The organism is Puniceicoccus vermicola (assembly GCF_014230055.1).
In the GTDB taxonomy this organism is placed as follows: Bacteria; Verrucomicrobiota; Verrucomicrobiia; order Opitutales; family Puniceicoccaceae; genus Puniceicoccus; species Puniceicoccus vermicola.
Genome location: NZ_JACHVA010000081.1, coordinates 7501 through 19253 on the forward strand (window position 1 = coordinate 7501; position 11753 = coordinate 19253).

Genomic DNA, 11753 nt, shown 5'->3' on the forward strand with positions numbered 1-11753 from the left:
ATTTTCGGGGCCATCGTTAATGAAATCGAAGGCGCTGGATGCACGGTTTTGGATGCCCGCGCCTTTATCGACCAAGACCTGGCCGACGCAGGCAAGATGACCAAAATAAAGCAATCCTGTGATTCCGAACACTTGGCCCACGGCATTCACATTGCCCGCGAGTCCGCTCGACTCCACATAGGCCAAGGCGTTCTCGTCCGCAAGGGCACCGTCCTCGCCGTCGAAGCTTTCGAGGGAACAGACGACATGCTCAAACGCGGTGGCGGCTTCAAGACTGATCAAAAGATCTTCGTCAAGATTCCCCATCCCGATCACGATTTCCGCTTCGACGTGCCCGTCTTCGGCATTCGAACACTTAAAACAATGATCGAATCCGGAATCACCACTGCGGCACTGGCAACCGATCAAACCGTCATCCTCGATAAAGAAGCGGTTCTCCAAGAAGCAACAAAAGCCGGAGTTGAAATTCTTGGATTCAATCCGGGAACTGAAAACATTCTCTAGCCTACTTGTTGTTCGGTCTCGGCCGAGCGCCTTCCCAACCGACATTGCTGTCGACCGTCCGGCGCACTCCCCTTTCCAGAATGCAATGGTCATAGGCCCTCTGCGCTTGCCACACAGTGGGCACTGGTTTGACAGGAATCCACCAGATGGATACCTATTCGAATGACCCTGCGAATTTTCCCGAAACCACTCTGGTTCGCGACCTCCCTCCTTCTATCTGCTTTTCATTCCATGTCTGCCACCGAACAAGCCTATCCGGAAACGCCGGTCGGGGAGATCGAGATAAAGAAGCTACCGGGCGCGACCCTGATCGTCTCGAAATCGGGAAAGAGCTATTTCGAAGAAGACAACCAGCTTTTTCGACCACTCTTCCGCTACATCCAAGACCGAGACATCGCCATGACGACTCCCGTCGAAGCCGAAATCAATCCCGGCGAGATGTTCTTTTACATCGGTGACGGCGTAGAGTCAGAAGAATTGACCAACACAGACGACGTTACCGTCCGCGAACTCCCGGAGCGTTCAGTGGCCAGCATCGGAGTCCGCGGCAGCTACAGCTCGTCCAACTTTCAAGAAGCGAAAGCGAAACTCGAGGCATGGCTGGCGAACCAGTCGGATTGGCGAGCGACCGGCGACGCGAAAGGAGTTTTCTGGGACGGACCATTTACCCTCTGGTTTCTCAAGAGGTTCGAGGTTCACATTCCCGTCGAAGAGAAAGAAGAGCAGGGATCCTGACGTAGGTAGACAGTTCGGAGACTTTAGAGGCCGGACGTTGCTAACAGTGCCTACCACAACGAAGAACGGAGGTCACAACCAATCCTCAATTCGATCCCCCTCCACTCGCCAGCGAATTATCAGAAGCTCTAGGAAGAAGCCTGAGCCCCTCTCATCAGAAAGCCGGGAACCAGTCGACAACACCCTATTTTTAGCGTGACCGGGGAGACGGGATTCGGGAATGTGGAGTGCAGTATGAGAATCATCCTGACGGCTCTTTCCTTGCTTCTTCTATTATTGGGAATTTTCTCTCTGGCTCTGCCGATTACGCTACTTTCCTCGGCGCTGTCGGGCGAATCGAGCCCGCTCTCACTGGCCGCAATCATTCCGGCTCTGGCCTTGGCGATCGGCGTAAGTTGGTCGAGTGCATCGTTCTTGAAGCGGAGAGGAAGAAAGACAGCCAATCGAATGGCCTACGTGGCTGGATTTTTCGTGTGGATATCAACGAAGTCGCTGGCCGTCGATTTCTCTCAATCCAACGAAGAAGATTGGGGGAAAGGCGCGGTCCTCGCCTTGTTTCTTCTTCCTATCCTTTTGGGGATCCTCACCACAAAAACGATTAAGTTTCTGATCAGGAAAGCCTACGAGACTGAGGGCTACCCACCTCGATAAACCTTCGGAAAAGAGGATATTTCGACTCCGGAGAAAATCGGTTTGAGAACCTAACGGGTCCGCAATATCAGCCAGAGCCCCGAGAGTTCTCTGCACATCCTGACCGCACCTCCGATTTTCTCGTAGAAAAGACTACCAGAGAGGAACTCTCTGGCGGATTGATCGATTGGCAGGAAACCGTCGGTCTACAGCAAAAACAAACTGCCAAGACCGAGGAAGATCGCGAAACCGACGATATCCGTGGAGGCGGTGAGAAACATTTGGCTGCTCTGCGCAGGGTCGAGATTCATCTTTCGCAGGGTAATGGGAATCAGGGCTCCGGCCAAACCCGCATAAGTCATGGAGAGAATCATGGCGACAAAGAGGACAATCGAGACATCCCATCGGCCGGCGAGAAATCCCACCGCGACAGCGGAGATCATTCCGACGAGAATGCCGTTCAAACCAGCCTTGAATGCCTCGCGGATGAGAACGGACTTCGAGTCCTTACGCTCCAAACCGCCCAAGGCGAGGGTTCGAATCACGATGGCTAAAGTTTGCCCTCCGGCATTTCCCCCGAGACTGGCCACGATCGGCATACAGACGGCGAGGATGGTCAGATGGCTGATCTGCTCCTCAAAAATTGAAATCACCCCTCCAGCGAAAAAGGCGGAGAGGAGATTGACCAATAGCCACGGACTCCGCCGACAGACGCTATTCAGTATCGGATCGTGGATCGCCTCGTCTCCACCCGCACCGAGTGCTTTCTGGAAGTCCTCGGTCGCCTCCTGGTTAATAATGTCAATGATGTCATCATCCGTTACCATCCCGAGCAGGAGATTTCCGGAATCGACAACCGGCAGGGCGTGGAAGTTGTGCTTGGCCATCTCCAACGCGACATCCTCCTGATCCATCATGACATCCAAAACTCCCCTCAACTCCGATTTCATGATATCGCCGATAGAATCATCGGTTTTGGAAATGACGAGGTCGCGCATGGAAACGGTTCCGATCAATTTCCCCTCATCATCGACGACGTAGACGTAATGAATGTGCTCGAACCGATTGTTTAATGTCTGAATATGGTCGACGGCTTGTCGCACCGTCATCTGCCGTGAAACCGTAGCGACGTCAGTCGTCATGACGCCACCGGCCGAGTCCTTGGGATAGCTGATCAGCGTCCGGACCGTATCGGCCGTTTGAGGATCCACTCCGCCCAACAAGCGCTTCTGTTCCGCCTTTTTGAGTTCCCCAAAAATATCCGCCGAATCATCCGGGTCGAGGGCTTCGAGAACCTGCACCGCCCGGTTCTCGCGCATTCGCCCCAAAACCTCGGCTGCGTCATCGCTTTCCATCTCCGACAAAACATCGGCGACCTCTTCGATATTGAGCAGACGGAGGACGACGCGGCGATCGTCCACTGCAAGGCGTTCAAGAAACCTCGCGACTGTGTGCGGCGAGGTCCGCGCCAGCCTTCCCGCGTCAAGCGTCTTCAGCTCGTGACTTTCGGCGAAGAGTATGAGCTCCCCTAGGGAGAACTCGTCAACGGCAGTGGGTGATTCGGGAAGAGGAGATTCTGCGTGCGACATGGTGTAGACGATCTGAGAGAGCGAAACGGCAAGGAAAAGGTAGTTCTTTCGCGCCTCCGTGAACTATCTGGAGGGGACCATCTAAGGAAGCATAATCCGACGATTTCCGGTGGCAGTAGAACTGCGCCCACCCGAAAGGAGTTTACTTGCCGGAAGAGTAACGCAGAAACGATCCACAAAAAAAGGCTCTTGCAGGCGGGGCGGAATGAATTCCGCGCTCCATCCAAAACCCGCGAGCCAAGGCAATGACCCAAAGAATCTATGATTTTTCAGTGAGACCTTCGAACTACAACATTGTAACCACGGTAAAGATGGAATGCCCCAAAGACCTACGCGAAGACGAGTTTGGTCTGCTCACTCGAAAGCCTAGTTATTAATCTTACCCTGATCCTCAAGCGAGGGATCTTCCTCCATGACATTCCCATCGCTCTCCTCAATCTCAGCCGCAGTCGCACAACCGGACAAACCCGTGAGGAGGAAAAGAAAGAGAGCGGAGAAAAGATAGGGAAAAACGGATTTAGACATGGTTTGAAAAAAAAGAACAAATGAACGAGCCCCCCCCCCAACTGAATCCGTATCGAAAAAAAAAGCTGAGGATGATTCGCGAAATCGCCGATAAGCTAGTCAGCCAAACTCCCGTCAAACCACTCATACAATTCCACCGTGAGCACCGCTTCTTCGCCGACCCCAGACTGGACCTCCACCTCGCCGCCCTTGCCTGCCCGAGTGTTCATCCGAAAGTTCCCTTGAGGCAGGTTGGTGAAAATGAAGCGTCCCTGGGCATCCGTCTTTCCTCCCTTGAACCAGCTAGGCCAAGCATCCGGCACGTAGGGTTCACGCGAGGCGTAGACTTCGGCCCCGACAACGGCCTTCCCCGTTGCGGCATCCAAAACCCTTCCCGACACTTCGCTCCCTGGAGCAAGCTGGATCTCCTGACGGGACTTGCCAAAATTGATATCCCACCGTTTCGGCTGACAGCCCTCCACGTCCTCAATCTCCAGATAGGTCTTTCCCCGCACCTCCGGGTTCACCCCGTCGATCACGAACCGTCCGTCACCATCGGTAATCACGCCCCCGCGTGCGAATCCATGCCCGCCATCGGCCTCGATAAAGAGATTCAACCATTGAAACGCGGCCGGTGAACCATCCGGGCGCAGGAGGCGCCCCTCCACCGGAATACCTTCCGGAAGGGTGAGCACCAATTCCTTTATCGGAGCCCCCTCATCGAGAAGCACCGGCTTGGAGAATAAATAGGTAAATTCCCTAGAGACGCTGACCACATATTGATCCCCCAAAGGAAGAGGGCTGGCCAAAAACCGATTCTGCTGGTCCTCCTGGGTCGCGGAATTTTTCACTTCGACGCCGATGTTGGAAGAACGGTTCTCATCCGCCTTCTGGCGACGAAAGACGCCGATCAAAAGGCTATCGGCCGGATCTCCGTTTTCCTCAAGGACCGATCCATAAATCGCTCCGGCTGGAACGGCGTCGACCGTGATCGTCGCACCCGGCTCACTGATTTCATGCGAGCGAACCGGATCAATCCAATAGCCGATCAGCCCCTCGGGTTGAATCCCGATACGGTTGGGATACGGAACTTTCAGCGAAGCAACTCCCTCTCTCAGCTCGAGAACGCGCTTCTTCATTCGGCGAACCTTTCCTTTAATGTCCCCGTTTTCGATATATTCCACCACAAGTTTTCCCTGCGCCTCGGGATCGCCCTCCGGAGTCCGGATACGGATCTCCAGCATTCCAAGCTGAACCGTCGGTTCTGAACTCTGATCGACGTTCGGCTGATCCGCACTCGTGGAAAACGCAATTGCTATCGGGCCCGATTCCCACTCCTCCGGCGAAAAGGACAATTGCTGGTCGGCTACTTTCATCCGAACCGGAACACGGACCGACGGCGACCAGAGTATCGTCGCCCCTCCACCGACCACCGGTGACGAAACGGTTTCCCTTCCGATCCCCGAACTTAAACTAGGCGTCTCGAGAGACTGACTCAAGGTCACCTCCACCTCCGATTGCGTTGGCGGCAATCCGGTAATCTCGAATCGAATGGGCCTCGACTTCCTCAACTCGACCGAAGTGGATCCGCCCGCACCGAGCGGACCGATGAAGGCACTTTCATACCCCTCTTTCTCAACGAAGAAATAATAGATCGAACCCGCGCCCAAACTGGTAGCGACCAAATCCCCCTCTTCACCCGAAGTGGCAATGACCGGGCCGGACTTATCAAGACTTTGGTTCAAACCCGTGGAAAAGCGGAACACCATCCGCAAAGAAACGTCTCCGAGCAGCTCTCCATCCTCCGCCGAAAGCACCTCGATCCGAAGAGGTTCGGTCGGAGACAAGGTCAACTCCTCGATCAAGCCCGGCTCTATCGACACCTTTTCCCACAAACCCTCGCCATATCCGGACAGACTTGCCTCTATTTTCAGCGGCAATTCGCTCATGTGTTCAACGATGACGATTCCCTCTTCATCCGAAACCCGTTCCTTCGGGGATCCCTGCACCCTTCCCGCATTAACGCTCGTCTTCAACTCGACCCCCGAAAGAGGCTTGCCGGATTCCGCATCCACGAACCGCAGCTTCCCGACAAACCCCTCGCTCAGGATAAACTCGAGCCCGGTCCGGTCGGCATCGAATTGGCCAAGATCGAACTCGAACGGCGCATAGTTTTCCGGCTCGAAAAGAAGCTCCGCCCTTCCCTTCCGAACGGATGCCGTAAAGGTCCCGTCGCTCCCCGCACGCGCCGAGGCCATGATCGAAGAGGTTCCGCTGATACTAAAGGAATGGATCGGAATACGACCCACCGGGACCGATCCGTCCGGCCCCCGAAGAACGCCACTGACTTCAAATTCTTGATTCTTCTCGGGACGTCCGAACTCCTCTTTCCGTTCCAGTGACGGCTGTGGATAGACTTCTCCCACCGCCTCAATCTCTCGTATCCGTTCCTCCGCAGTCAGCACTTTCGCCACCCCGATCGAGCCGACCTGGAACGCGATCAACATGACCGCAATCACCGCCGTCCAACCGAAGAGAACCGGCCAGCGCAACCGCATCTCCGGAATCGCCTGCGGACTGATCAACCGCCTCACGCGCCCGAGAAGGGAGCCTTTTCCGCCCTTCCCGGCAAAGGAGGAGGCCGTTGCGAACTTGCCTCCGAGTCCCGCTTGGGCGGTTTCGAGAAGAGCTTCCAAATACTCTTTTTTCCGACCCGTCACCCGGACCGCCTCCTGATCGCAGCAGGCCTCCCGCTCGGCGCGAACCACTCCGCTGATCCACCAGAGAAAGGGGTTGAAGAACAAAAGCGCTTCGGCAAAGAGCTGGACCAGATTCCACAACGGATCCAGACGCCGTAGATGGGCAAACTCATGAGCGATGACCATCTCGAGCTGCTCCCGGGGCATGGCCGTAGCCATGGAGAGCGGCAGGAGTACGACGGGCTTTACGATGCCCAAGACGCAGGCAACGGATACCCGGCGACATACTCGGATCGGCACGGATTTCCGCAGCCCACATCTTTGCGCCAAACCCTCCCACGAAAATCCGGCAAACTCCTCGCTCTCCTTTCTCAATGCCGAAACGGCCACCATTGAACGAAGAAGACGCATCAGCCCCGCAAAAAAGCCGAGGGTCCAAACCGCCACGACCCAGGCCGCCCACGATTTCGATCCCGCCCTTCGGGCATTTCCGGCCAGTGCTTCCTCATGGTAATCGATAACCCGGTCCAACTCCGAACGCGAGGGCTCGGCGACCGACACCACAGCCACGGACTCTGACCGCCCGCTCTCTTCCGAAATCTCCAATAGAGGCGACGAGGTGGGATCTCCCTCTCCGGTAAAAGAGAGAGAGGCAATCGTCACCGGAACGGCGAGAACGAGAAGGATCAAGGCAGCGAAGGCCACCCCGTAGCGGAGACCGGATCGAGCCGCCGGGATCAGGCGTAGAAGAAAGTAAACCAGCGCAGCCAGGACCCACCCCTGCCAGAGATTGTGAAGCAGCGCCTCCGCCGTCAGTTGAAGAATCTCCCGGGGATCGTCAAAGTTCATCGATGACTCCTATTTTTTCTCTTCCTCGAGAGAGGCCAACAGCTTGCGAATCTCCGCGATCTCTTCGTAATCAACATTCTCCGAATCGAGCAGTTGCTGCATGACCAGACTCGGCCGTCCCCGGAAGATCTGTTGGGTCAGCCGTTGAAGAATCGGCTTCGAAATCTCTTCGCGATCAACCACCGCGGTCCAAAGATCACCGCCCCCCGAAGAACTTTTCTCCTTCTCCAGCAGCCCCTTCTTCCGCATGACCTGCATCACAGAAAGGACGCTCGTATAGGCCCGCTCCTTCCCATCCGGCAAACGCTCCCGCACCTCCCGCACCGTCAATCCGGGCGCCTCCCAGAGCACCCCCAACACCTGTAACTCGAAATCAGAAGGCTTCTTTTTCATGGGAACGAATACTACTGCAACTACAGTAGTCGTCAATACTGTAAGCACAGTAGCTCCACCAATTTTCCGGGCACTCGTATTTCACCTATTAGACTCCTATTGGCCTACTTCGAGCCATATTCGATTGCACACCTTCACGAAACCTTCGCACAGAGCTCGGCTCGACCTCCCTCGAGAGCTCCGGTGATCAGATTTTTACCGCACCCAAAATCGGTCGTGAATCCTCCGTTTACGCGGACCGGCCACCTCAGAAAGGAGAAGGCTTCGAAGGCGCCGAAAAATCAAGCCATCCCCGAAGGATGGGACAGAAGTGATTCCATCAAGGATTTCAAATCCTCCGGACCCAGTGGTTTCAACCCATCAATCCAGACCGCGTACGACCAAATCTTCCTCGTCAAACCCGAGAAGGTGCCCGAGCTCGTGAAGAAGGGTGCCGCGGACCTCATCGCAAAAAGTTTTCTGATCCCCGTCGGCAAAATCGAAGAGGTTTTCCAGAAATAGGTAGATCCGGGCCTGCCCGGCCTGATCTTCCTCTCCTAGGTCTCCCCCTTCGAACAATCCGAGGAGATCCGGCTCCAAGCCTTCTTCGATCAAACGCCGCGGCACTTTCTCAAAGAGCAGCACCGGAATCTCGACGGCAATCTCTCGAATCTCTTCCGGGAGCTCCTGCATGGTCGATTCGACGACCTGTCCCGCCGTAGCCATGAGCCGGGCTCCGGCCTCCGCCTTCATCGGGCGATCATCGGGAAATCTTCCAGCCCTCTCAGAACTCTTTGCTGCAGACTGCGGGAAGTCGTAGCCAACAGGGATGTTCCATCTTCCGGCGGACCCCCGTTGCAATCCGAAACAACGGCTCCGGCCCCTCGTAGCACCGGTAACAGCGGAAGCATGTCCCAGGGGTTGAGTATCGGGTCGATCATGATATCGGCCTGCCCCATGACGAGGGAAAGGTAGCCAAAACAATCTCCCCAGGAGCGAACTACGCCGGCCTCCCGGATCAGATTTTTATAGGAATCCCCTCTTTCCAACAAAAGCGAATCCGACGGATCGGTCATGAGGAGGGTCGCTTCCGACAGGGGACGCTCTTTGCGCACTCGGATCTGCTCTCCATTGAGCCAAGCCTGACGGTTATCCCCGGATGCCAACCGATCGAGCACCGGCTGGTGGATCACGCCCACCAATGGGCGGCGACGATAAAGAAGGCCGATCAGAGTTCCAAAGAGCGGTACGCCATGAACAAAACTCTTGGTCCCGTCAATGGGGTCGATGACCCAGATAAATTCTTGTCCCGTTCCTTTCGCACCGAACTCCTCCCCGATGATCCCGTGCTCTGGAAATTCTTTTTCAATACAGCTTCGGAGGTATTTTTCCGCTTCTTGATCCGCTTCGGTCACCGGAGAGCCATCTTCCTTGTTTTCCACTGAAAAAGAACGACTGCGGAAACGATCAGCAATGCCAACCCCGACCTCGCGAGCGATCTTCTCAGCGAAGGATAAGAACGCAGCAACGCTTTCGTGACTCAACTCCTTCATCGAAAAATCTTTGCGGGTCATAGTAAACCCGATGAAATCCCGAAGGCACATTCGCAGCAAGATTTGTTTTCTTCACGAAATCCGCCCCTCAGCCGCCTCCACCACCGAAGGAGGTCTACCTTCTATAGATATTAGGCGCTCCTCTACCCGGGAAAGGCAACATTTCGAGCAATCCTCGGATCCTTGCCTTCAAGCACCCTCCGGTTTTTCGGCATTGCGATTATTCCCAGAGTTCGTAGCAACATTACAGGATGCCCGCAATGACACCATTGGAGGAAATCCGACATTCCAGCGCCCATATTTTGGCGACTGCCCTTTTGCGCCTTTTTCCGGAGGCCCAGCTCGACATCGGGCCGCCCACCAAGGACGGTTTTTATTACGACGTCGATCTGGACCATTCTCTCACCGCAGAGGATCTGGAGAAGCTCGAGACCGAGATGAAGCGGATCATCAAGGAGAACCAGCGCTTTGAGCGTTTCGAACTCTCACGCGAAGAGGCCACCCAGCTCATCAAGGAGATGGGGCAAGAAACCTATAAATTGGGCCGCCTCGCCGACATTCCCGAGGGCGAAACCATTTCTTTCTATCGCAACGGCGAATTCACCGACCTTTGCGCCGGGACTCACGTCAACTACACCAAGAAGGTCAAAGCTTTCAAATTGCTGAACGTGGCGGGTGCCTATCACCGCGGCGACGAGAAAAACAAGCAACTGCAACGGATCTACGGAACTGCCTTCGCCTCAAAAGAGGAGCTTGAGCAATATCTCCAGCGACTGGAGGAGGCCCGCGCCCGCGATCACCGCAAGATCGGCCGCGATCTCAAACTTTTCCACATCGACGACAAGGTCGGTCAAGGTTTGGTGCTCTGGGCTCCCAATGGTGCCATCATCCGGCAAGAGCTTCAGAATTTCATTAGCCGTAAGCTCGCGCATCAGGGATATCAGCAAGTTTTCACCCCACACATCGGGAAACTCGGGCTCTTCCGCACTTCCGGACACTTCCCCTATTATAAGGACAGCCAGTTCGCCCCGGTTCTCGAGCACGATAGCCTCGAACAATTGGCTCACGAAGGCTGCTCCTGCAGTGAATTGTCAAACCGTCTCTCCGAAGGCGATGTCGACGGCTATCTCCTCAAGCCGATGAACTGTCCGATGCACATACGCATCTTCGACAGTCAACCACACTCGTACCGCGACCTCCCGGTTCGCCTTGCCGAATTCGGCACGGTGTATCGCTGGGAACAATCCGGGGAGCTCAATGGGTTGACCCGCGTTCGCGGTTTCACGCAAGACGATGCGCACATTTTCTGCACGCCGGAACAAGTTAACTCCGAGATCAAAGGCTGTCTCGATCTCGTGCGCGAGGTCTTCGAAGCGCTGGGTATGAAGGATTACCGCGTGCGCCTCGGCCTCCGCGATCCCGAATCGAGTAAGTACACCGGTAGCGACGAGAATTGGGACAAAGCGGAGGCGGCTTTGAAAGAGGCCGTCAAAGTAATAGGCGTAAACTATACCGAAGAGCCCGGAGAAGCCGCATTCTACGGACCGAAGATCGACTTCGTTGTCGAAGATGTCATCGGTCGCGAATGGCAACTCGGAACCGTGCAGGTGGATTACAACCTACCGGAACGCTTCGATCTGAACTACATCGGTGCTGACAATCAAAAGCACCGCCCGGTCATGATTCACCGGGCTCCCTTCGGATCTCTCGAGCGTTTCACGGGCGTCCTTACCGAGCATTTTGCCGGAAACTTCCCGACGTGGCTCGCTCCCGAACAGGTTCGTTTGCTTCCGATGAACGACGAACTGGTCTCCTACGCCGAAGAAATTGAAGCAGGCCTCAAGGCCAAGGGCTTCCGGGTCGGAAAAGATTACCAAGCTGACAAACTGGGCGCGAAGATCCGCCGAGCAGAAACGGCCAAGGTTCCTCACATGCTGGTCCTCGGTAAGCGGGAGCGGGAAGAAGGCAGAGTATCGTTGCGCAGTCGGATCGATCCGAGCGCTCCGGCAAGCCTTACCGTTGTCGAATTTGCCGAATGGCTGAGTCAGGAAGTTGCCTCACAGCGACTCCCAGAGTTCAGACAGCAGTAGGTCGGGTCCTCGGGGAATCCTTACAGGGAGCGCCCGCCGCAAGGCGGGCGCTTCCTAGTCGTTGGGCAAATTAGTCGTTGGGCAAATCATTCGGGGCAGACGCTGCCCTCCTCCAGAGTTTTGTATTATACCGAATTTAGGAAGTTTTGATAGTTATGGCGGGATGAGAAATGAGCCTGAGCGAGGCGGCCCAATTGGAGGCGGGTCTGCGACCCGTGCCATTTGGGG

10 protein-coding genes (1 of these 10 running past the window's edge) are annotated in these 11753 nt (G+C 55.5%); 4 read left to right on the forward strand and 6 right to left on the reverse strand.

Going from position 1 to position 11753, the window contains the following annotated elements; translation table 11 throughout:
* The 3 genes from H5P30_RS09405 to H5P30_RS09415 all read left to right on the forward strand — a co-directional run.
* Positions 1-504, forward strand: partial view of an LpxI family protein gene (locus H5P30_RS09405; protein ID WP_185692692.1) — the 3' portion only. Its footprint begins 366 nt before the window's first position; 504 of the gene's 870 nt are visible here — the last part of the coding sequence; the start codon falls outside the window, past its left edge; it ends in the stop codon at positions 502-504.
* 231 nt (positions 505-735) lie between these two features.
* A complete protein-coding gene (locus tag H5P30_RS09410) occupies positions 736-1239 on the forward strand; it encodes a heme-binding protein (protein WP_185692693.1) in 504 nt (167 codons plus the stop codon).
* A gap of 234 nt (positions 1240-1473) precedes the next feature.
* Positions 1474-1890: a hypothetical protein gene (locus H5P30_RS09415; protein ID WP_185692694.1), complete on the forward strand. Its 417-nt coding sequence runs from the start codon at positions 1474-1476 to the stop codon at positions 1888-1890.
* Positions 1891-2075: 185 nt separating this feature from the next.
* Here H5P30_RS09415 and mgtE read toward each other — a convergent pair whose 3' ends face one another.
* The 6 genes from mgtE to H5P30_RS09445 form a co-directional block, all read right to left on the reverse strand.
* Positions 2076-3458: a magnesium transporter gene (gene mgtE, locus H5P30_RS09420; protein ID WP_185692695.1), complete on the reverse strand. Its 1383-nt coding sequence runs from the start codon at positions 3456-3458 to the stop codon at positions 2076-2078.
* Between the two features lie 366 nt (positions 3459-3824).
* On the reverse strand, positions 3825-3983 hold the full coding sequence (locus tag H5P30_RS09425; protein ID WP_185692696.1) for a hypothetical protein: 159 nt from the start codon (positions 3981-3983) through the stop codon (positions 3825-3827).
* A 95-nt stretch (positions 3984-4078) separates the two neighbouring features.
* Positions 4079-7510, reverse strand: coding sequence for a M56 family metallopeptidase (locus H5P30_RS09430; RefSeq protein ID WP_185692697.1), 3432 nt, complete (start codon positions 7508-7510; stop codon positions 4079-4081).
* Between the two features lie 9 nt (positions 7511-7519).
* Positions 7520-7903 (reverse strand): BlaI/MecI/CopY family transcriptional regulator, encoded by a 384-nt coding sequence (locus H5P30_RS09435; protein WP_185692698.1) that lies wholly within the window; start codon positions 7901-7903, stop codon positions 7520-7522.
* Positions 7904-8263: 360 nt separating this feature from the next.
* On the reverse strand, positions 8264-8635 hold the full coding sequence (locus tag H5P30_RS09440) for a metallopeptidase family protein (RefSeq protein ID WP_185692699.1): 372 nt from the start codon (positions 8633-8635) through the stop codon (positions 8264-8266).
* Complete coding sequence (locus H5P30_RS09445) at positions 8632-9456, reverse strand: inositol monophosphatase family protein (protein ID WP_185692700.1); 825 nt, start codon at positions 9454-9456, stop codon at positions 8632-8634. The genes H5P30_RS09440 and H5P30_RS09445 overlap by 4 nt, the downstream gene beginning before the upstream one ends.
* 230 nt (positions 9457-9686) lie before the next feature.
* Here H5P30_RS09445 and thrS point away from each other — a divergent pair, with 230 nt between their 5' ends.
* Positions 9687-11525 (forward strand): threonine--tRNA ligase, encoded by a 1839-nt coding sequence (gene thrS, locus H5P30_RS09450; RefSeq protein ID WP_185692701.1) that lies wholly within the window; start codon positions 9687-9689, stop codon positions 11523-11525.
* Positions 11526-11753: the final 228 nt, after the last annotated feature.

Bases quoted from the DNA above. Each gene is read 5' to 3' on its own strand.
- H5P30_RS09445 (WP_185692700.1), bottom strand. From the start codon at position 9,456: ATGACCCGCAAAGATTTTTCGATGAAGGAGTTGAGTCACGAAAGCGTT.
- mgtE (WP_185692695.1), bottom strand. From the start codon at position 3,458: ATGTCGCACGCAGAATCTCCTCTTCCCGAATCACCCACTGCCGTTGAC.
- thrS (WP_185692701.1), top strand. From the start codon at position 9,687: ATGCCCGCAATGACACCATTGGAGGAAATCCGACATTCCAGCGCCCAT.
- H5P30_RS09410 (WP_185692693.1), top strand. From the start codon at position 736: ATGTCTGCCACCGAACAAGCCTATCCGGAAACGCCGGTCGGGGAGATC.
- H5P30_RS09415 (WP_185692694.1), top strand. From the start codon at position 1,474: ATGAGAATCATCCTGACGGCTCTTTCCTTGCTTCTTCTATTATTGGGA.
- H5P30_RS09440 (WP_185692699.1), bottom strand. From the start codon at position 8,635: ATGAAGGCGGAGGCCGGAGCCCGGCTCATGGCTACGGCGGGACAGGTC.
- H5P30_RS09425 (WP_185692696.1), bottom strand. From the start codon at position 3,983: ATGTCTAAATCCGTTTTTCCCTATCTTTTCTCCGCTCTCTTTCTTTTC.
- H5P30_RS09430 (WP_185692697.1), bottom strand. From the start codon at position 7,510: ATGAACTTTGACGATCCCCGGGAGATTCTTCAACTGACGGCGGAGGCG.
- H5P30_RS09435 (WP_185692698.1), bottom strand. From the start codon at position 7,903: ATGAAAAAGAAGCCTTCTGATTTCGAGTTACAGGTGTTGGGGGTGCTC.